This window comes from Streptomyces sp. JNUCC 63, assembly GCF_054366325.1.
In genome coordinates, this window is sequence record NZ_CM135963.1 from 6,156,800 (window position 1) to 6,176,166 (window position 19,367).

Below are 19,367 nucleotides of genomic sequence, written 5' to 3' on the forward strand. Positions count from 1 at the left end.
TATCCGGCACCCAGTGCCTCCCGCCTTCCAGGTCCGCCTGGCGGACAGCAGCACGGGCATCACTGCTCCGGGCGTCGAGGAGGCCGTGGAGGAGAAGGCGGGGGCGGCGGACCGTCGCCCGGCCACTTGCTCGCACGCCGGCCGGGCGGACGTGAGGGCGGCTCCATGGGGCCGATCACCGTCGGAGCGCCGTACACGCCGTCGGCCGACGACCCGGGCCGAGGCGGCCCGCCGCTCCCGGGCTCCGCCCGCCCGGAGGACGCCGCCCCGCCGCCCTGCCCCTGACCGTCCGGCGGGCGGGCGTCCTCAGGGGATTCCTGGACTTCCGGGGCTTCCGGGGATCGCGGTTCACCGGGCAGACGGAGATACGGATTGGTGGACGGGTTCGGCGGCCGGTAGGGCGTACCGGGCGTGTAGGGGCCGGCCTGCTGCTCCGCGTGCTCGGGACGCCGGGCCCCGCCCGCGCCGCCCCCTGTCCCCGCCCCCGGCCCCGGGCCGCCTCCCATGTCACCCCGTGCCAACGGCGCCGCCCGCCGTCCCGCAGCTCCGGTGGCGTGGGCCATCAGGGCACCCACCGCGCCCGCCCCGGCGCCCCACGCCGCGCCCATGAGCAACGCCGTACCCAGGTGGCCGCGCAGTTCCAACCCCGCGCCGAACGCGTCGAAGCCGAGTACGGACAGGGACGCGTCCACCGACACCTCCGTCAGCCACGCGAGCAGCAAAAGCGCCGGCGCGGTGGCGATGCCCAGCCGCAGTGCGCACCGCCCCGCGAGACCGAGGGCGCCCTGCCCCGCCCCCACCGGCGTCCGTACCGCCGTCAGGACCCCCGCCAGCAGCATCATCAGCGCCGCCGCCACCCCCAGCAGCCACACCCGGCCGTCCAGGTCGGCCAGCCGGGACAGCGTGACCGGCTGGTCGGAGTGCACGGTCAGGAACTTGTCCAGGGGGTCGGGCAGGAGCTTGGCCAGTTCGCCGGTCGCGTGGCCGTCGAAGGGGACGAACAGGCCGACCGGGACGCCGAGCCACACCCCGTTGGGCGCGCCGAGCAGCGCGGCGCCCGCGATGCGCCGGGGACGGTCGTCGCCGATCGCCGCGTACGCCGCCGCCGCGAGACCCGCCGCCACCGCGAGCATCACCACCGTGACCAGCGCGGACACGGCCGGCCGCACCACCCGGTGCACGACGTCCCAGCCGTGCGGCAACGGCGTACGGCGCGAGGCCAGCAGGGCGATCAGCAGGATCCCGGCCGACCAGCCGAGCCCGCCCAGCAGGGTCGGCGCCGTGTCGACGGTGAAGCCGACCGCCGCCTTGGCGTCGATGAGCCTGCCGATGTCGTCGGGGAGGAGTCCGCCGATGTCCCCCAGGTCGCCCAGCCCGGGAAGGCGCACGTCCCCCGACCCTCCGCCGCCGGGCAGCCTGCCCTGCCCGAGCGAGCTCCCGTCGATCGTGACGACATCGTGCCCCGCCCAGGCCAGCCCGCCCAGCATCGCCACGAACAGCGTCACCACCGCACCCGCCCGGGTGAGGAGTTCGGCCGGTGAGATCACAACTCCCGCCGTGCGCAAGGACCGCAGGAAGAACCACGACAGCAGCAGCGCCCCGACCAGGCTCACCCCCAGTGGCGTGATCTGGATGGCGGTGTGCGCCTCGGCGCCTTTGAGACCGAACGCGGACACGTCGCCGGACGGCGTGACCGAACCACCCGCCCCAAGTGCCACCACCGCCGCGGTCATCGGCCCGAGCGATCCCGCCGAGTCGGCCCGCAGCAGGTGCAGCCCCAGCGCCGCCGTGCCCGCCATGCCGATCAAAGTCCAGCTCACGGAGGCGATCGCGGACAGCAGCACATCCAGCCAGGGCAGGCGCGCACCGCGCCTCGCGGTCCCGGCTTCCGTGGCAGCGTTCATGGCAGGCCCCCCGATCCGCGGCGCGGCGCGACTGCCGCGCATGTCCCCCTCGCGTGGAATACCACTCTCCGGCCGGGTTTCAACCCCGTCAACGGGAAACAGTCGAAGCGGACGTGGGCGCTCTTCACAAGGCCCGGGTTTCGGTCAGAGGACGGAGCCTGAAATAGTTCCCCACGATGTTCGACATCCCTAGACTCCCTGCGACGGGGGTAACTCGGGGGACAACTCAGTGGGGCTTGGAGTGCCGGAACTCGTACTGGAAACCAATGGACGGACCTGGACGCTCGACCCGTCCAGGCCTTACACCCTGGGACGCGATCCGCAGGGAGACATCGTGTTCGACGACGCCAGGGTCTCCTGGCGTCACGCCACGGTCCGCTTCGACGGCCGCAGTTGGGGCATCGAGGACCACGGCAGCACCAACGGCACGTTCGTGCAGGGGCAGCGGATCCAGCAGACGGAGATCGGCCCCGGCTCGGCGGTCCGTCTCGGCAACGCGACCGACGGGCCGCAGCTGAGCCTCTCCGCGGCCGCGGCCCCCGTGGGCACGCCGCAGGCCCAGCCCCAGCAGCAGCCGTACTCCGCCCAGGGCGCCGGCCCCGGCTGGGCGCAGCAGCAGGCGTCGCAACACCAGGCGCCGCAGGCCGGCCGGCAGCAACCGCAGCAGGGGCCGCAGACACCGTCGATTCCGCAGCAGCAGGGCCCCGGCGGTGGCGCCGGCGCGCCGCCCGCCTACGGCGACCGCAGCCCCACCACCTTCCACCAGTTCTCGCTCGGCCGTGTGATGCGCATCGGCCGTGCCCTGGAGAACGACCTGGTCGTCTCCGACCTCCAGGTCTCCCGCAGCCACGCGGAGTTCCACGCCACGCCCGACGGGCGCTTCGAGATCCGCGACCTCGGCTCGCACAACGGCACGTACGTCAACGGCCACCCGGTCCCCAAGGGCGGCTCGGTGCAGCTCGGCCCGACCGACATCGTCGGCGTCGGCCACTCGACGTTCCGGATCGTCGGCGACCGGCTGGAGGAGTTCGTCGACACCGGTGAGGTGTCCTTCTCCGCCCGCCATCTGACCGTGACGGTCGACGGCGGCAAGCAGATCCTCAAGGACGTCTCCTTCGGCGTCCCGGAGAAGTCGCTGGTCGGGGTCATCGGCCCGTCCGGCTCCGGCAAGTCGACCCTGCTCAAGGCGCTCACCGGCTACCGGCCCGCCGACCAGGGCGAGGTCCTCTACGACAACCGGAACCTCTACAAGCAGTTCGCCGAGCTGCGTCAGCGCATCGGCCTGGTCCCGCAGGACGACATCCTGCACAAGGAGCTGACCGTCAAGAAGGCGCTGAAGTACGCGGCCAAGCTGCGCTTCCCGGCCGACACCACGGCAGCCGAGCGCGAGGCCCGCATCGACGAGGTGCTGCGCGAGCTGAAGCTGGACCCCCACAAGGACAAGAAGGTCACCTCCCTCTCCGGTGGCCAGCGCAAGCGCGTGTCGGTGGCCCTGGAGCTGCTCACCAAGCCGTCGCTGATCTTCCTGGACGAGCCGACCTCCGGTCTCGACCCGGGCATGGACCGCGACGTGATGACGCTGCTGCGCGGCCTGGCCGACGACGGCCGCACCGTCCTCGTCGTCACCCACTCGGTGGCCGAGCTGGCGCTGTGCGACAAGCTGCTGGTGATGGCGCCGGGCGGCGCCGTGGCCTACTTCGGCCCGCCGGAGGAGGCGCTGAACTTCTTCGGCTACGACAGCTGGGCCGACGTCTTCTCCGCCTTCGAGAACTACCGCGACTACGACTGGGCGGGCCGCTGGAAGGGCTCGCAGCACTACCAGATGTACGCCGCGGACATCGACGCGGCCGCCCCGCAGTCCGCACACATGCCGCCGCCGCAGGCCATCAAGCCGCCCAAGCCGCAGGGCTGGGGCTCGCAGCTGCTGACCCTGATCCGGCGGTACGTCGCGGTGATCGCCTCCGACAAGGGTTTCATGGCGCTGTCGGTGATCCTGCCGGCGGTGATCGGCGCGGTCAGCCTGCTCATCGACCACAACAGAGGTCTGCTGGTCAACCCGGTCAACCCGAAGACCGGCGTGCCCATCCCGAACGGCACGGCGACCACGGTGCTGCTGCTCATCGCGGTCGGCGCCTGCTTCGCGGGCGCCGCGAACTCCGTCCGTGAGCTGATCAAGGAACGGGTGATCTACGAGCGGGAACGCGCGACCGGCCTGTCCCGCTCGGCGTATCTGATGTCGAAGGTGGTCGTGCTCGGCACCGTCACCGTGCTGCAGGGCCTGATGGTCGGCCTGATCGGCTTCTCCAGCCGCGAGATCCCGGAAAAGGGTCTGATCCTCGGCAACGCGACGCTGTTCGAGCTGTGCCTGCCGGTCATGGGGCTCGGCTTCACCTCGATGATGGTCGGCCTGGTCATCTCCTCGCTGGTGAAGACCGCCGAGAAGACCATGCCGCTGCTGGTCATGTTCGCGATCGTCCAGGTCGTCTTCACCGGCTGCCTGTTCACCCTGAACGGCACCGTCGGCGTCAACGAGTTCTCGTACCTGATGCCGTCGCGCTGGGCGGTGGCCGCCGCCGGCACCACGCTGGACTTCAACAACATCGCCCCGAACACCGACGACCCGTCCAGCACCGACCCGTTGTGGGACCACGCGGCCTCGGCCTGGGCCGTCGACATGGCCGCGCTGATCGCCCTCGGCGTGGTCTGCGGGGTCCTGGTGGCTCGCTTCCTGCGCCGCCACGAGCCGGAGGTCATGCGCAAGTAACCGCACGAGGCCGTGTCAGGACGCCGAAGGGCGGCACCCCGCAACGGGGTGCCGCCCTTTCCGCGTCTCGTGAGAGGTCCGCGCCGGCCTCAGTACGTCAGTACGCGACGTCAGTACGCGCTGTTGACGTTGTCGATCGAGCCGTACCGCTTGGCCGCGTAGTTGGCGGCGGCGGTGATGTTGGCGACCGGGTCGTAGATGTTGTGGGACGTGCCGGGGACGTGGTGCGCCCTGAAGGTCGGCTCGATGACCTGCAGCAGGCCCTTGGACGGGATGCCGTTGCGGGCGTTGATGTCCCAGTTGTTGATGGCGTTGGGGTTGCCCGAGGACTCCCGCATGATGTTCTTGTGCAGGCCGTGGTAGGAGCCGGGGATGTTGTTCTGCTTCATGACGGCCAGCGACTGCCGGATCCAGCCGTCCAGGTTGTTGCCGTAGCTGGTGGAGGCGGCGACCATCTGCATCTGCGGCCGCTCGGCGGACCGGCTCGCGGACTGCTTGACCTGGTGCGCGGCCCGGGCCTTCTTGACGGCGGCCTTCTTGGCGACGGCCTGGGTGGTGGCCTTCTTGGCGACGGCCTGGGTGGTGGCCTTCTTGGCAGCGGCCTGCTTCTTGGCCTCGATGGCCTGGATCTTCACGCTGTCACCGGCGAGCTGGTCGGTGACGCCGGCCTTGACGCCCTTGATCGGCTGGGTGCCGAGCTGCACCGGGGCCGCGGAGACGGCGGCGGCGCCGGTCGCCGTCTGGGCCTGGCTGGGCGCGGCGGAGACGGCCAGGGTGGCGGCGCCGAGAACGGCGGCACCGGCGACGACGACCTTGCGGCGCTTGGTCAGGGCACGGCCATGAGCACGGAGACGGAAGTTTGCGGGCATGGCTAATGGACCTCTTCGAGTAGCTCGGAGGTCGCTCTCCGGACTGCGGGAGGGGGTCCTTCCCGCGCAAACACCGCGAGCGGAAAACCGCGGCGCTGAGCGACGGGAGTAATTCTTAGCTGCCGCAAAATCGGCGGGCAAAGGTGTGACGTACGAAGCCGGATAGTGGAACGGGAACAGATAAAACGGGACAGATCAGGTCATCCGTCCCGTTCACGTGGGGGTCCTGTGTCTCCTATGCCGGTTCGTACGTGATGCGCGCCCTATGCGCGGCCTCACACCGGGGGAGGGGTCTCATCACGCCGGGTTGCCGCCGCAACGCTCCGGGTGAGCGGTTTTCGCCGGAAGGACGAGATGCGCATCGCCGAACTCGTGCCAGAGATAGTGCCCACGAACGGCCTGCTCATACCCGCGGTCGACCGCCGCCCGTCCCGCGACCGCCTCCAGCATCAGCAGATGCGAGGCCTCCGGCTCGTGCAGCCCGGTCAGCAGCCCGTCCACGGCCCGTACGCCGCGCCCGGGCGTCACCACGAGATCGGTCCACCCCGCGACCGCTCGGACCACACCGTCCGGCCCGGCCGCCGACTCCACGGCCCGCACCGCCGTGGTCCCCACCGCGATCACCCGGCCGCCGCCCGCCCGTACGCCGTTGATCAGCCGGGCCGACGCCTCGGACACCGAGAACCGCTCCGGATACGGCGGCTCGTGCGCCTTGGCCGAGGCCACGCCCGTGTGCAGGACGATCGGCGCGAACAGCACCCCCCGGCTCACCAGCTCAGCCACCAGCCGCCCCGTGAAGGGCCGCGCCGCGCTCGGCATCTCCGCGCTGCCCGAGCCGTCGGCCGACGGCACCGCGAACACCGTCTGGTACACGGACAACGGCTGGTCCCGCTCCGTATAGGAGTAACGAATGGGCCGCCCGTGCACCCGCAGCATCCCGAGTACCGAGGGCCCCGACACCCGCGCCCACCACAGTCGCGCGCTCTCCGCGCCCAGCGGCTCCTCCAGCACCAGCCGTACGCCCCCGGGCACCCCTACCTCCGTACCCGCGGGCCCGCCCGCCCGTCTCCCACCACCACCCTTGCAAGGAGCGCTTCGCGCCCAGCTTGATTCACGCGCGCGTGTAGTACCCGCCCCGTCCGGGTCCCGTATCTCCACCGCCCAGCGACCGTCGTCCCCGCGCGTGGAGAAGTGCACCACCACACGCGCGTGCCCGATCCGCCCGTCCACCGCGGCGGCCAGCGTGGGGGAGGTGTTCACCACGAGCAGATCCCCGGCGCGCAGCAGCCGCGGCAGCTCCCGGAAGGCGTGGTGCGACACCTCCGTGCCACGCGACACCAGCAGACGTACGGCGTCCCGGTCCAGCCCGGGACCCCGCTGCTCGGCCGGCACCCGCGCCGACAGCTCCCGCGGAACCCGCACGGTCAGGGTCATCGCCCCTCCAGCAGGGCGGGCGCGCTGTAGCGGCCGCTCGCCGGACGCTCCTCCAGCAGCCGCAGGAACGCCGGCACCACCTGGCCCGGCGCCGGACGCGGGGCGTCGTCGTCCGGTACGGCCGCCGCATACAGGTCGGTGGCCATGTCCCCCGGGTCCACCGCCCACACCCGCAGTCCCGGCTCCTCCTCGGCGAGCACCGCCGCCAGGTGGTCCAGCGCCGCCTTGGACGCCCCGTAGCCGCCCCACGTCCCGTACGCCTCGACGGCCGCGTCCGAACTCACCGCGACCACCGTGCCGCGTACCGAATCCCGCAGTGCCGGCAGCGCCTCCTGCACCAGCCCCAGCGCGGCGACCGCGTTCACCTCCAGCGCCCGGCGCAGCCCCTCCAGGGGCAGCTCCGCCAGCCGCACGAGCGGCTCCGCGCCCAGCGCGCTCGCGTTGTGCACCACCAGGTCGACACCGCCCAGCTTGCGCGCGGCCGCCACCAGCTCGGCCCGGTGCCCGGCGTCCGTGACGTCCCCGGGCAGGGCCTCCACGCGCGTGCCGTGCGCGGAGACGGCCCGCGCCGTTTCCCCCAGCACCTCCGCACTCCTGGCGTCGAGCACCAGATCCCAGCCGTGCGCGGCCAGCGCCTGGGCCAGCGCCCGCCCCAGCCCCTTCGAAGCCCCTGTGATGATCGCTACCGGCATGACACCCGTCCCCTGTTCATGACACCCGTCCCTTGCCGCCGGGCCGTCCTCGTGCGCCTCCGAACCGGCGCGCCGCCCAACGTAGGAACGGCGACCCTGGCGCCGCCTCGGACGCGGGCCGCAAACCGGCGGGGCCTTTCGCCGTAGGGCGAGCGACCCGGTCCCGCCGGCCCAGGTCGCTCGCGCTCGGCCCGCGGACCTAGGTCCAGTGGCCCGGGCGGGGCAGCCCCGGGGCCGATCCGCGGTGTCGGACCCCGCCGGTACCGTGAGGACATGAGTCAAGGTCCCCGGTCCGGCCTCGCCGCGGTGAGTTCCGCGCTGCTGGCCATGAGCAGGCACCTCGAGGTGCGCGACGTCCTGAAGACGATCGTCGCCTCGGCCCGCGAGCTGCTCGACGCGCAGTACGCCGCCCTCGGTGTACCGGACGACCACGGCGGCTTCGCCCAGTTCGTGGTCGACGGGGTCAGCGACGAGCAGTGGCGGGCCATCGGCCCGCTCCCGCGCCAGCACGGCATCCTCGCCGCGATGCTGCGCGAGGCGAAGGCCGAGCGCCTCGCGGACGTGCGCAAGGACCCGCGCTTCGAGGGCTGGCCGGCCGCCCACCCGGAGATGTCCGACTTCCTGGGTCTGCCGATCCGCGACGGCGACGAGGTCATCGGCGCGCTGTTCCTGGCGAACAAGCGCTGCCCCAAGCCCGAGGGCAGCTGCGGCTTCACCAAGGAGGACGAGGAACTGCTCTCCATCCTCGCCCAGCACGCCGCGATCGCCCTCACCAACGCCCGCCTCTACGAACGCAGCCGCGAGCTGACCATCGCCGAGGAGCGCTCCCGCCTCGCCCACGAACTGCACGACGCGGTCAGCCAGAAGCTGTTCTCCCTGCGCCTGACCGCCCAGGCCGCCGCCGCCCTCGTCGACCGCGACCCGGTGCGCGCCAAGGGCGAACTGCAGCAGGTGGCCGTCCTCGCCGCCGAAGCGGTCGACGAACTGCGCGCCGCCGTCGTGGAGTTGCGCCCCGCGGCCCTCGACGAGGACGGCCTGGTCGCCACCCTCCGCACCCAGATCCAGGTCCTCGACCGCGCCCACAGCGCGCGCGTCACCTTCACCGCCCGCGGCCCGCGCGCCCTGCCGGCCGCCCAGGAGGAGGCCATGCTCCGCGTCGCCCAGGAGGCCCTGCACAACGCGCTGCGGCACGCCCGGGCGGAACACGTCGACGTCACCCTGGACCGCCACGGCCGCGGTGCCGTCCTGCGGATCACCGACGACGGCACCGGCTTCGACCCCATGGCGGTGCGCCGGGCCGGCCGCCACCTCGGCCTGGTCTCCATGCGGGACCGGGCGAGCGGTGTCGGCGGCCGGCTGACGGTGGAATCGGCGCCCGGCAAGGGCACCGTGATCGAGATGGAGGTCCCCGGTGGCTGAACCGATCAAGGTGTTGCTCGTCGACGACCACCAGGTGGTCCGCCGGGGCCTGCGCACCTTTCTGGAGGTACAGGACGACATCGAGGTCGTGGGCGAAGCGGCCGACGGTGCGGAAGGCGTCGCCCGGACCGAGGAACTGAGGCCCGACGTCGTCCTCATGGACGTCAAGATGCCCGTCATGGACGGCGTCGAGGCACTGCGCCGGCTCCGTGAACTCGGCAACCCCGCGCGCGTGCTGATCGTCACCAGCTTCACCGAACAGCGCACGGTCGTTCCGGCCCTGCGCGCGGGCGCCGCCGGGTACGTCTACAAGGACGTGGACCCCGACGCTCTCGCCGGCGCCATCCGTTCGGTGCACGCCGGCCACATCCTCCTCCAACCGGAGGTGGCGATCGCCCTGCTGTCCCAGGAGGAGACCGCCACCGGCCAGGGCCGCGGAACATCCCTGACGGAACGGGAGCGCGAGGTCCTCGCCCTGATCCTCGATCCACCGCGTGATTTTTGATCGCGCAGTGTGATTGCTTTTCGGGGTGGGTTTTCGGTTTGGGGCAGGGCGGGGTTCCGGATGGCCGTTCCGGTGGCGGGTTCTCCGAGGTCTTCCAGGTCGTGGGTGGACGGCGGGGTCTGGCTGCTCAGGTCTGCATGCGCTGGCCGGTGGCGGTCCACAGGCCGATGAAGTCGTCGGCCCAGCGCCAGTGTTGGGGCAGGTGCAGCACGAGGCGTCGTCCTGGGCGGGCGATGCGGGCCGGGACGGTGATCAGGTGGCGGCGGATGGTGCCGGTCCGGGCCCGTGCGTGGAAGGTGGAGGTGAGGTGGCCGGCGGCGCGGGTGAGGTTGTAGGCGGCTGCCGCCAGGGTGAGCCAGGCCGCGTTCGCGGTGAACTTCCCCGAGGGCAGGTGGGCCAGGGCGGAGTCCTCCAGGTCGGCGAAGACCTGTTCCACCGCGGCGTGAGCGCGGTGCATGGGCTCGGCGTCGGTGAGGACGAAGACGCTGTCGGTGAAGATCGCGTGGTGGCGCCAGACGGCGAACAGTTCGCTCTGCCCGTCGGGGACCGTCTTGGGGTTCAGCCGTTTCACGCGGCGCACGATGAGCCGGGCGGTGACGCGGAAGGCCTTCTTCTTGCTGGTGAACGCGGTGAAGCCGATCTCGGCGATCTCTGCGTCGGAGATCCAGCGTTCCTCCTCGTCGTCCCAGATCGCGTCGGTGTACTTGATCGATCTCCAGGCGTCGGGATCGATCGTCTCGATGGCTACGCGGATCGTCTTGGTGACCGCGACGGCCAGGGAGAAGCGGGCGCCGGCCTTGCGGCAGGCGTCCACGACCTTGTGGGAGAAGTAGGCGGAGTCCGCGCGGACGATGATCTGTGCGGTGATGCCCATGGACCGCACCGCCGCGAGGGCCTCGCGCAGCAGCGAGGCGGCGCCCTTGCCGGAGCCCGCCGAGCCCTTGCGCAGCCTTGTTGCGACGATGACCGGCGCGCAGGTGGCGGTCTTGACGGTGACGATCTGGAAGTGGAGGCCGCGGACCTTGGTGTAGCCGAAGGAGGCGCCCTGCTTGGCCGGGCCGTAGACCTGCTTGACCTTGGAGTCGATGTCGACGAACACCACCTCGTCCCCCTTCGGGACGAAGCCCGTGTGGGCGGCCAGATTGCAGGTGAACGCGCGTACCGCCGCCTCCAGTTGACGCACGTGTCCCCAGGTGAAGGCACGCAGGAACGTGCCGAGCGTGGACGGTGCCCGCACCCCTGCGAAGAGTTTCGGCAGCCCGCCGTGCCGCAGCACATCCAGGTCGTCGATGGAGTCCGCGCCGGCCACCATGCCTCCCACGACGCTCATCGCCTTCGCGTCGGCGGCCGTCCCGGCGCCGTTCTTCGCGCCGGTCAGCTTGACCTTCTCGGCGACCAGGGCCGGCAGGCCGCACCGCTCGGCCAGCCGGATCACCGGGACCAGTCCGGCATGCGCGATGAGATTCGGCTCGTCGAACGCGGCGAACACCCGCGCCGGGCTGTGGAACAATTTCACTCGAGAGGTGCCTTGCTGATCGTGCCTGATGTGAGCGTAGAGAACTCTCATCATCGCAGGTCACAAGGCACCTCTTCGTTCCCGGCCCTCACGCCGACCGGTGATCACACGGTGGATCGAGGCTGATAGCCGACGGCCGCTCCAACCGCGAGATCGCCAGAGCCCTGGTCCTCTCCGAAAAGACCGTCAAGACCCACGTCTCCAACATCCTGATGAAACTGGACCTCTCCGACCGCACCCAGGCGGCCCTATGGGCGGTACGCCACGGAGTGGGCTGAACTCCAACCCGCGGGCTCGTAATCCGCGGGCACCCGCGCGTACCCCGCGGGCAGTCGTGCCGCCCTGCGGCACGGGTGGGCGCTGGGGGTGCTCCCTGCTCGAAGAGCTTGGGGGAGGCACCCCGCAAGTGCCGGGCTGCGCGACCCACCCCTACAGCGCACCCCCGGGCACCTGCGCACCCCACGCTCACCGCACCCCCTTCTCCCGCTCCTCCACAACGGAGTTGTACGCCGCGACCTGTGCCCGCCGAGCCGTCCGCTCCACCACCCGCAGCACATCCCCCCGCGCCCCCATCTCGGACGCACTCACCGCACCCCCGTGCCCGTTCTCGTACGCCAGCGACACCAGCAGCCCCACCCGCTGCGCCAGCTCCAGCACCCGCACCGCCCGCGGCGGATACCCGGGCGCCAGCAGCTCCCGCCCACGCCTCCCTTCGGCCCGAGCCCGATACGCGTCGATCGCCGCCTCCGCCACCGGCCCCGACCCGGCCACGTCCAACCGCGACAGCACCTCCGTGGCCTCCCGCAACGCCTCCGCCAGCTCCCGCTCGGCCTCACCCAGCGACGGCACGTCGGCCGGCGGCGCCTCCCGCACGGGCAGCACGTGCCACACCACCTCGGCGTGCACATCACCCTCGGGCCCCACCTCGTACGCCCGAGGCACCAGCCCGAAAGCAGCCCCGTGACAGATCACGGCCTCCTCGGCCTCCAGCGCCCGCGCATTGAACTCCGGCGGCCCGCTCAGCCCCAGCGGATGCCCCGGCGCGGGCAGCGCCACCCGCAGTGCCGTCACCCCGAGCGTCCGCAGCCGCCCCAGGGCCAGCGTGAGCCCGACCGGCCCCGACTCCCCGGGCAGTCCCTCCACTCGGTGGACGGCATCGTCCCCGACCATGGCGAGCACGGCGTCGTCCGGCGAGACATGTCCGGACAAAAGGGCGTTTCCCCAAGCGGCAAGGCGTCCAGAGCGCGGTTCCGAGAGCATGCCTCCACCCTAAGGAGAGGACCGATGGGCCGTCCCGCCCGGCTCGTGGCGTAGATTCGTTGAGGGCTGCGCCCACCGGCGCGGCGGACCGAGCCACAGGCGTACGCGACAGCCGAGACCGGCGGCACACTGCAAGGGGAGACAACGCGCTCATGAGCGATGTTCTGGAGCTTCAGGACGTATCCGTGGTCCGCGAGGGCCGGGCTCTGGTGGACCAGGTCTCCTGGTCGGTCAAGGAGGGCGAGCGCTGGGTCATCCTCGGCCCCAACGGCGCCGGCAAGACCACCCTGCTGAACATCGCCTCGACCTACCTCTTCCCCACCGCCGGCACCGTCACCGTCCTCGGCGAGAGCCTCGGCAGGCCCGGCACCGACGTCTTCGAGCTGCGCCCCCGCATCGGCGTGGCCGGCATCGCCCTGACCGAGAAGCTCCCCAAGCGTCAGACCGTGCTGCAGACCGTGCTCACCGCCGCCTACGGCATGACCGCCGGCTGGCACGAGGAGTACGAGGACATCGACGAGCAGCGCGCCCGCGCCTTCCTCGACCGCCTCGGCATGAGCGACTACCTCGACCGGAAGTTCGGCACCCTCTCCGAGGGCGAGCGCAAGCGCACCCTGATCGCCCGCGCCCTGATGACCGACCCCGAGCTGCTCCTGCTCGACGAGCCCGCCGCCGGCCTCGACCTCGGCGGCCGCGAGGACCTGGTCCGCCGCCTCGGCCGGCTCGCCCGCGACCCGATCGCCCCTTCGATGATCATGGTCACCCACCATGTCGAGGAGATCGCCCCCGGCTTCACCCACGTCCTGATGATCCGCCAGGGCAAGGTCCTCGCCGCCGGCCCCCTGGAGCTCGAACTCACCTCCCGCAACCTCTCCCTGTGCTTCGGCCTCCCGCTCGTCGTCGAGCAGGTCGGCGACCGCTGGACCGCCCAGGGCCTGCCGCTGTCCTGATCCCCCCTCCCCAGCTTTACCGCACCCTGTCCGCCGTCATCGTCCGCGGCCTACCATGACCATGTGAACAACATCGACGCATGGGTGTGGTGGCTGGTCGGCGCGGCGGGGCTCGGAATTCCGCTCGTGGTGACCGCGATGCCGGAGTTCGGCATGTTCGCGGTGGGCGCCGTCGCCGCCGCGATCGTCGCGGGCTTCGGCTTCGGCGTCGTCGTCCAGGTGCTCACCTTCGTCGTGGTCTCCGTCGCCCTCATCGCCGTGGTCCGGCCCATCGCGGCCCGGCACGGCAAACAGCGCCCCGAACTGGCCACGGGAGTCGACGCCCTGAAGGGCAAGCAGGCCGTCGTGCTCGAACGCGTCGACGGCTCCGGCGGCCGCATCAAGCTCGCCGGGGAGATCTGGTCGGCGCGCGCACTCGACACCGACCGCGCCTACGAAGCCGGCGAACAGGTGGACGTCGTGGACATCGAGGGGGCCACCGCCGTCGTCATGTGACCGCCCACCACCGGGCATTGACGCAAGTGGACCGAACACCCCACAAGGTGTACGACGGTCTGTCAGACTCGACCAACAAGATCTTCAACAGTCATGAGATCTTCCGAAAGAGCCGAGGCGGAGAAGGGGTACGGGCAGCAACGATGGCACCGGTCATCATCGTCCTGATCATTCTGGTGGTGTTGGTCTTCATCGCCCTGATCAAGACCATCCAGGTCATCCCACAGGCGAGCGCCGCCATCGTCGAGCGCTTCGGCCGCTACACGCGGACGCTGAACGCGGGCCTCAACATCGTCGTCCCGTTCATCGACACCATCCGCAACCGCATCGACCTGCGTGAACAGGTCGTACCGTTCCCGCCGCAGCCGGTGATCACCCAGGACAACCTGGTCGTCAACATCGACACCGTCATCTACTACCAGGTGACCGACGCCCGCGCCGCCACCTACGAGGTCGCCAGCTACATCCAGGCCATCGAGCAGCTCACCGTCACCACGCTGCGCAACATCATCGGCGGCATGGACCTCGAACGCACCCTGACCTCCCGCGAGGAGATCAACGCGGCCCTGCGCGGCGTCCTCGACGAGGCCACCGGCAAGTGGGGCATCCGCGTCAACCGCGTCGAACTGAAGGCCATCGAACCGCCCACCTCCATCCAGGACTCGATGGAGAAGCAGATGCGCGCCGACCGTGACAAGCGCGCCGCGATCCTCCAGGCCGAGGGTGTCCGGCAGTCCGAAATCCTGCGCGCCGAGGGCGAGAAGCAGTCCGCGATCCTGATCGCCGAGGGTGAGGCCAAGGCCGCCGCCCTGCGCGCCGAGGGCGAGGCCCAGGCGATCCGTACGGTCTTCGAGTCCATCCACGCCGGAGACCCCGACCAGAAGCTGCTCTCCTACCAGTACCTCCAGATGCTTCCCAAGATCGCCGAGGGCGACGCCAACAAGCTCTGGATCGTCCCCAGCGAAATCGGCGACGCCCTCAAGGGTCTGTCCGGCGCCATCGGCAACTTCGGCTCCCTGGGCGGCGGTTCGGGTGGTGGCAACGCCGGTACGGGCACGGAGCGCCGCGAAAAGCCGTCCATCGACTGAGCAGCCCGGTCCTACGCAGTGGGGTCCGCCTTCGTCGCGACGAAGGCGGACCCCACTGCCGTACAGCTACGCGGCCGACTGAGCCAGCCAGGCGGGCAGCGCCTCGAACTCCTCCTGCCCCAGTGCCAGAAGCATCGCGTCAGCCGGCGTGGGCTCGAACGGCTCCCGCAGCAGCGGCATACCCGCCTGCTCCGGAGTCCGGTCCGCCTTGCGGTGGTTGTCCTCCGCGCACGAGGCCACCGTGTTCAGCCAGGTGTCCTGCCCGCCCCGCGACCGCGGCACCACATGGTCCACGGTCGTCGCCCGCCGCCCGCAGTACGCGCACCGGTGCCGGTCCCGTACCAGCACACCCCGCCTCGACCACGGAGCCCGTCTTCGGAAGGGCACGCGCACGTACCGGCACAGCCGGATCACCCGGGGCGCGGGTATGTCCACCGCCGCACCCCGCAACCGCAGCTCGGGGTGGGCCTGCTCGACCACGGCCTTCGACTGCAGCACCAGCACGACGGCTCGCTTCAGCGTCACCGTCGACAGCGGCTCGAAGCTCGCGTTCAGCACCAGTGTGTCCCGCATTCCAGCCCACCTCCCGTGTGCACCGGCCCACCCCATGGCGGGCTTGGATCAACTCTGGCCGGGCGCGCCGGGATGGGACAACGCAATAAATGCCCGCCTCCGGCCAATTCCAAGACCGGAGGCGAGCAAATGTTCGGTGAACGCGGGCCTGCGCCGCGCGGGACTCAGCCCTCGGCGGGCACCTCGTACTCACCGATCAGCCGGGCCCGCGCCAGCGTGTGGAAGCGCAGATTGAAGCCCACCACCGCGGGAGAGGCGTCCGCGTCCGGCCCCAGCTTCTCCTGGTCGACGGCGTACACCGTGAAGACGTACCGGTGCGGCCCGTCCCCGGGCGGCGGCGCGGCGCCCCCGAAGTCCTTCGTCCCGTAGTCGTTGCGCGCGTGCACGGCACCCTCGGGCAGCCCCTCGAACTTGCCGCCGCCCGCACCCGCCGGCAACTCCGTCACGGAGGCCGGAATGTCGAACACCACCCAGTGCCAGAACCCACTGCCCGTCGGGGCGTCCGGGTCGTAGCAGGTCACGGCGAAGCTCTTGGTCTCCGGGGGGAAGCCCTCCCAGCGCAGCTGCGGCGAGGTGTTCCCGCCCGCCTGGACCTGAGCGTCCTTGAGCGTCGCGCCCTCCCGGACGTCGTCACTCGTGACCGTGAACGACGGCACGGGCGGATGGAAGTCATGGGGGAGCGGCCGCCTCTTGAGCTCGGTCACCTCGATACCTCCTGATCGTTTCCTGGATCTCCGGTTCCCGAGCCTAGAACCAGTTACGCCTGCTGCCGACCTCGGCGATCCACTGGTGGAGATACGCCGCCCAGTCGGTCCCCTGGTAGTCGTGCAGACCCACCTGGAACGACCGGAACGTGTCGCTGCCCTCGCTGAACAGACCCGGCTTCTTGTCCATCTCCAGCACCACGTCCATGCCGTGCTCGTCGGCCACGAAGCTCAACTCGACCTCGTTCAGCCCCCGGTACTGCGACGGCGGGTAGAACTCGATCTCCTGGTAGAACGGCAGCCGCTGCCGCGTCCCACGGATGTGACCGCGCTCCAGGTCCGCGGTCTTGAACCGGAAGCCGAGCTGGATGAACGCGTCCAGGATCGCCTGCTGCGCCGGCAGCGGATGCACGTTGATCGGGTCCAGGTCACCCGAGTCCACGGCACGCGCGATCGCCAGCTCCGTGGTCACCCCGATGTGCATGCCCCGCAGCGCCTGCCCGTCGATCATCGTGACCGGCGTCTCCCACGGGATCTCCAGTCCGAACGGCACCGCGTGCACGGCCCCCGCCTGCAGCTCGAAGGCGCCACCGAGCCGCACCTTGGTGAACTCGATGTCCTGCTTGTACTCCTGGTCGCCGCCCTCGACCTCGACCTTCGCCTGCAGCCCGACCGACAGCCCCTCGATCTGCTGGTTCACCGAGCCGCCCTCGATGCGCACCTCCCCCTGGACGACCCCGCCCGGCACGACGTTGACCTCGTGCAGCACCGTCTCGACCGAGGCACCGCCGGCGCCGAGGCTCGCGAGCAGCTTCTTGAACCCCATGACTCTCCCTTTACGTGGATCTCTGACCCCTACAAACGCGATCCGACCGCCACCGGTTCCGTGCTCGCACCCCGCAGGGGAGCGATCCCCCGAACACGGATGGGTGCCCGCCCCTCTGGGTTACGCTCGGAAGTCATGATCGCGCCCTCGGACCGTACGCCCCTGCCCGGAGAGTTCTTCGACCGCCCGGTCCTGGAGGTCGCCCCCGACCTGCTGGGCCGCCTCCTGGTACGTACGACCCCCGACGGCCCGATCGCCCTGCGCCTGACCGAGGCCGAGGCCTACGACGGCTCGAACGACCCGGGCTCCCACGCCTACCGCGGCCGTACCGCCCGCGATGGCGTGATGTTCGGTCCGCCCGGCCACGTCTACTTCACCTACGGCGTGTCAAGGCGGTCGGCATGAGCGTCACCCTCCTTGCTCGCCCTGCTGAAGAAGTCGCCCCCAAGCTGCTCGGTGCCATCCTCACCCACGAGACCCCCGAGGGAACCGTGCGCATCACCATCACGGAGACCGAGGCGTACTCCGGTATGGCCGACCCCGCCTCCCACGCCTACCGGGGCAGGACACCCCGCAACGCCGTCATGTTCGGGCCCGCGGGACATCTGTACGTCTACCGGTCTCACGGTCTCCACTGGTGCGCCAATATCGTCACCGGAACAGACGGCGTCGCCTCGGCCGTCCTCATCCGCGCAGGCAGGGTCATCGAAGGGGAAGACCTGGCACGCAAGCGGCGAGGGGCGAAGGTCGAGAGCCCACGCCTTGCGCGGGGTCCGGGGAACTTCTGCCAGGCGCTCGGCATCACGGCAGAGCACAACGGCACGGACCTGCTGACGGGTGCCTCGGTCGCGCTGTCCGAGGGCGAGCCGGTACCCGCTGCGCTCATCCGGGTTGGCCCTCGGGTAGGCGTGAGTAGAGCCCACGACTGGCAGCACCGCTTCTACGTCGCCGATGATCCAACGGTCTCGGCGTACCGACTGAGCCCGAGAGCCAAGCCGCCCGGCGGAGCCTGAGCCGCTGTGCGCCTTGCTCGCGGCTCGCCGCTGAGTCGGCGCGGAGTTGGCCCGAAGATGTGTGATCGCTCGCGAGCGTGGCGCGTGACGCGTTCCCGGCCGGTCGGGTGACTGTCGACGGGTGCCGACTCGGGCCGGAGAGGTGGGGATGACCCCCTTGGGGCGTTCTTCCGCACCGCCAGACTCACGGTCACCATGCACAACGAAGACTGAGCCGAACCGGCACCAACCAGGAGGGCCCCTTGGTGGGGGCCTCCCCGTTTTGCATGATTCCCCGCCAGGTCGCCGCCGTCGCTACCGACTGCACGAGACCGAGTCCAGGGCCGAAGCCTTGGGCGCCACCTGTGAAGAGGGACCGTGCCAGCCATGGCCGGTCCACCCCCGCGAAGAAAGGGAGGCGCAGTCCGCTTCGGCGTCTGACCGCCCGGGCGACGAGGCCGAGTTCGGCCATCAGCTTCGCGACGGTGTTCACCGACACACGCCGGCCCCTGCGGACCAGCAGACGGAAGATCTTCGGTGATCCGTAGGTGCCGCCGGATGCGGTGAAGATCTCCTCGATCTCGTCGGCCGGCCGCTGTCTGCGCAGTTCACGCCCGGTGGGCCGGCGGTCGTGCCATTTGTAGAACCATGACTCGCTCACACCGAGAGCGCGGCACGAGATGGTGTGCGGGATGTTGTGCTCGGTCCTGTTGTCGCTGATCACCCCGGCCACGGCGGCCGGGTCCGCCGCAGCTACTTCACCCACAGGACCATGCAGCGTTTGAGGACATCGCGCTCCATCCCCAGCGCCTTGTTCTCCTTCTTCAACGCCGCGTTCTCCGCCGTCAGCCGGGCAATCAATGCGTCCTTGTCCTCGGGCGTGGCCTTCTCGGCACGTTTCGCCCGCGAGACCCAGCTCGCCAGGGTCGTCTCGTTGATCCCCAGGTCCTTCGCGACCTCGGGGACCGGCTTTCCGGTCTCCGTCACGATGCGTACCGCCCCCTCGCGAAACTCCGCCGTGAACTTGCGACCCTTCTCCGCCATGACAACCAACATCCCCTGCTGTCACGGACTCCACGCTACGAGGGGAACCTCACTTCTGGGTCGCCGACGATCCGACGGTGAGCCCTACCGAGCCCACGTGCCGCGGCGCCGTCGAGGTTGACTCGCCGGCGGAAGGTGCGTAACGTAGCCCAAGCCGCTGAACCGGGTACGGCCATCGCCTGCAGCCGGAGCGGCCAATCCACTACCTACCGAGCACCCCCTCAGCGGGGGTCGACTTCGGTGCGCCTGTGCGTCCGGGTTCGAACTCGCGAGACTCGATTATGAGTTACCGGGAGAATCGGCTAACGTAGTGAACACCGAAGGGAAGCGCC

The 19,367-nt window shown here is 70.7% G+C and carries 16 protein-coding genes and 4 pseudogenes; 9 read left to right on the forward strand and 11 right to left on the reverse strand.

All coding sequences use genetic code 11. The features are described 5' to 3' along the window. Positions 1-59: 59 nt before the first annotated feature. Entirely contained in the window at positions 60-1,904 is a 1,845-nt protein-coding gene (locus tag ACX25U_RS28330; protein WP_454384085.1) for a streptophobe family protein, read from the reverse strand. 241 nt (positions 1,905-2,145) lie between these two features. On the opposite strand from ACX25U_RS28330, the gene ACX25U_RS28335 reads away from it, so the two are divergent. Further along, positions 2,146-4,668, forward strand: coding sequence for an FHA domain-containing protein (locus ACX25U_RS28335; RefSeq protein WP_454394547.1), 2,523 nt, complete (start codon positions 2,146-2,148; stop codon positions 4,666-4,668). A gap of 110 nt (positions 4,669-4,778) precedes the next feature. Here ACX25U_RS28335 and ACX25U_RS28340 read toward each other — a convergent pair whose 3' ends face one another. From ACX25U_RS28340 to ACX25U_RS28350, 3 genes are all read right to left on the reverse strand, one after another. After that, a complete protein-coding gene (locus ACX25U_RS28340) occupies positions 4,779-5,537 on the reverse strand; it encodes a transglycosylase SLT domain-containing protein (RefSeq protein WP_454384087.1) in 759 nt (252 codons plus the stop codon). 297 nt (positions 5,538-5,834) lie between these two features. Next, complete coding sequence (locus ACX25U_RS28345; RefSeq protein ID WP_454384089.1) at positions 5,835-6,971, reverse strand: S-adenosylmethionine:tRNA ribosyltransferase-isomerase; 1,137 nt, start codon at positions 6,969-6,971, stop codon at positions 5,835-5,837. Further along, positions 6,968-7,663, reverse strand: coding sequence for an SDR family NAD(P)-dependent oxidoreductase (locus tag ACX25U_RS28350; protein WP_454384091.1), 696 nt, complete (start codon positions 7,661-7,663; stop codon positions 6,968-6,970). The genes ACX25U_RS28345 and ACX25U_RS28350 overlap by 4 nt, the downstream gene beginning before the upstream one ends. 273 nt (positions 7,664-7,936) lie before the next feature. On the opposite strand from ACX25U_RS28350, the gene ACX25U_RS28355 reads away from it, so the two are divergent. After that, positions 7,937-9,082 carry a GAF domain-containing sensor histidine kinase gene (locus ACX25U_RS28355; RefSeq protein WP_454384093.1) on the forward strand — a complete coding sequence of 382 codons (1,146 nt, stop codon included), beginning with the start codon at positions 7,937-7,939 and terminating at the stop codon, positions 9,080-9,082. Further along, positions 9,075-9,569 (forward strand): annotated as a pseudogene (locus ACX25U_RS28360) (response regulator); the annotation flags it as partial. The gene ACX25U_RS28355 and the pseudogene ACX25U_RS28360, both read left to right, overlap by 8 nt. Before the next feature lie 145 nt (positions 9,570-9,714). Here ACX25U_RS28360 and ACX25U_RS28365 read toward each other — a convergent pair. After that, positions 9,715-11,103 carry an IS1380 family transposase gene (locus ACX25U_RS28365; RefSeq protein ID WP_454384094.1) on the reverse strand — a complete coding sequence of 463 codons (1,389 nt, stop codon included), beginning with the start codon at positions 11,101-11,103 and terminating at the stop codon, positions 9,715-9,717. A gap of 122 nt (positions 11,104-11,225) precedes the next feature. Here ACX25U_RS28365 and ACX25U_RS28370 point away from each other — a divergent pair. After that, a pseudogene (locus tag ACX25U_RS28370) lies at positions 11,226-11,381 on the forward strand (response regulator transcription factor); the annotation flags it as partial. Between the two features lie 187 nt (positions 11,382-11,568). Here ACX25U_RS28370 and ACX25U_RS28375 read toward each other — a convergent pair. Beyond that, complete coding sequence (locus ACX25U_RS28375; protein ID WP_454384096.1) at positions 11,569-12,363, reverse strand: hypothetical protein; 795 nt, start codon at positions 12,361-12,363, stop codon at positions 11,569-11,571. Between the two features lie 152 nt (positions 12,364-12,515). On the opposite strand from ACX25U_RS28375, the pseudogene ACX25U_RS28380 reads away from it, so the two are divergent. The 3 genes and pseudogenes from ACX25U_RS28380 to ACX25U_RS28390 form a co-directional block, all read left to right on the forward strand. After that, positions 12,516-13,046: pseudogene (locus ACX25U_RS28380) on the forward strand (ABC transporter ATP-binding protein); the annotation flags it as partial. Between the two features lie 330 nt (positions 13,047-13,376). After that, the gene (locus tag ACX25U_RS28385) at positions 13,377-13,808 is read left to right on the forward strand and encodes an NfeD family protein (RefSeq protein WP_454384097.1); all 432 of its coding nucleotides are present in this window, start codon (positions 13,377-13,379) and stop codon (positions 13,806-13,808) included. Between the two features lie 143 nt (positions 13,809-13,951). After that, a complete protein-coding gene (locus tag ACX25U_RS28390; protein WP_454384099.1) occupies positions 13,952-14,896 on the forward strand; it encodes an SPFH domain-containing protein in 945 nt (314 codons plus the stop codon). A gap of 66 nt (positions 14,897-14,962) precedes the next feature. Here the strand turns inward: ACX25U_RS28390 and ACX25U_RS28395 are convergent, their stop codons facing one another. The 3 genes from ACX25U_RS28395 to ACX25U_RS28405 all read right to left on the reverse strand — a co-directional run bounded on the left by ACX25U_RS28395 (position 14,963) and on the right by ACX25U_RS28405 (position 16,999). Beyond that, the gene (locus tag ACX25U_RS28395) at positions 14,963-15,469 is read right to left on the reverse strand and encodes an HNH endonuclease (protein ID WP_454384101.1); all 507 of its coding nucleotides are present in this window, start codon (positions 15,467-15,469) and stop codon (positions 14,963-14,965) included. A gap of 164 nt (positions 15,470-15,633) precedes the next feature. Next, positions 15,634-16,173: a YbhB/YbcL family Raf kinase inhibitor-like protein gene (locus tag ACX25U_RS28400; RefSeq protein WP_454384103.1), complete on the reverse strand. Its 540-nt coding sequence runs from the start codon at positions 16,171-16,173 to the stop codon at positions 15,634-15,636. 43 nt (positions 16,174-16,216) lie between these two features. After that, entirely contained in the window at positions 16,217-16,999 is a 783-nt protein-coding gene (locus ACX25U_RS28405; RefSeq protein WP_454384105.1) for a sporulation protein, read from the reverse strand. Between the two features lie 135 nt (positions 17,000-17,134). Here ACX25U_RS28405 and ACX25U_RS28410 point away from each other — a divergent pair. Together ACX25U_RS28410 and ACX25U_RS28415 are read left to right on the forward strand one after the other, a co-directional pair. After that, a pseudogene (locus ACX25U_RS28410) lies at positions 17,135-17,386 on the forward strand (DNA-3-methyladenine glycosylase); the annotation flags it as partial. Positions 17,387-17,400: 14 nt separating this feature from the next. Continuing rightward, a complete protein-coding gene (locus ACX25U_RS28415) occupies positions 17,401-18,012 on the forward strand; it encodes a DNA-3-methyladenine glycosylase (RefSeq protein WP_454384107.1) in 612 nt (203 codons plus the stop codon). A gap of 190 nt (positions 18,013-18,202) precedes the next feature. Here ACX25U_RS28415 and ACX25U_RS28420 read toward each other — a convergent pair whose 3' ends face one another. Both ACX25U_RS28420 and ACX25U_RS28425 read right to left on the reverse strand, forming a co-directional pair. Next, positions 18,203-18,757, reverse strand: a complete 555-nt coding sequence (locus ACX25U_RS28420; RefSeq protein ID WP_454384109.1) for an IS3 family transposase — start codon at positions 18,755-18,757, stop codon at positions 18,203-18,205. Further along, positions 18,745-19,035: a transposase gene (locus ACX25U_RS28425; protein WP_454384111.1), complete on the reverse strand. Its 291-nt coding sequence runs from the start codon at positions 19,033-19,035 to the stop codon at positions 18,745-18,747. Before ACX25U_RS28425 ends, ACX25U_RS28420 begins: the two co-directional genes overlap by 13 nt. Positions 19,036-19,367 lie beyond the last annotated feature (332 nt).

What these genes read in the sequence shown, in the direction of transcription:
- ACX25U_RS28345 (WP_454384089.1), bottom strand. Translation starts at nt 6,971, where the DNA reads ATGACCCTGACCGTGCGGGTTCCGCGGGAGCTGTCGGCGCGGGTGCCG.
- ACX25U_RS28375 (WP_454384096.1), bottom strand. Translation starts at nt 12,363, where the DNA reads ATGCTCTCGGAACCGCGCTCTGGACGCCTTGCCGCTTGGGGAAACGCC.
- ACX25U_RS28355 (WP_454384093.1), top strand. Translation starts at nt 7,937, where the DNA reads ATGAGTCAAGGTCCCCGGTCCGGCCTCGCCGCGGTGAGTTCCGCGCTG.
- ACX25U_RS28330 (WP_454384085.1), bottom strand. Translation starts at nt 1,904, where the DNA reads ATGAACGCTGCCACGGAAGCCGGGACCGCGAGGCGCGGTGCGCGCCTG.
- ACX25U_RS28390 (WP_454384099.1), top strand. Translation starts at nt 13,952, where the DNA reads ATGGCACCGGTCATCATCGTCCTGATCATTCTGGTGGTGTTGGTCTTC.
- ACX25U_RS28425 (WP_454384111.1), bottom strand. Translation starts at nt 19,035, where the DNA reads ATGGCGGAGAAGGGTCGCAAGTTCACGGCGGAGTTTCGCGAGGGGGCG.
- ACX25U_RS28415 (WP_454384107.1), top strand. Translation starts at nt 17,401, where the DNA reads ATGAGCGTCACCCTCCTTGCTCGCCCTGCTGAAGAAGTCGCCCCCAAG.
- ACX25U_RS28340 (WP_454384087.1), bottom strand. Translation starts at nt 5,537, where the DNA reads ATGCCCGCAAACTTCCGTCTCCGTGCTCATGGCCGTGCCCTGACCAAG.
- ACX25U_RS28395 (WP_454384101.1), bottom strand. Translation starts at nt 15,469, where the DNA reads ATGCGGGACACACTGGTGCTGAACGCGAGCTTCGAGCCGCTGTCGACG.
- ACX25U_RS28405 (WP_454384105.1), bottom strand. Translation starts at nt 16,999, where the DNA reads ATGGGGTTCAAGAAGCTGCTCGCGAGCCTCGGCGCCGGCGGTGCCTCG.
- ACX25U_RS28350 (WP_454384091.1), bottom strand. Translation starts at nt 7,663, where the DNA reads ATGCCGGTAGCGATCATCACAGGGGCTTCGAAGGGGCTGGGGCGGGCG.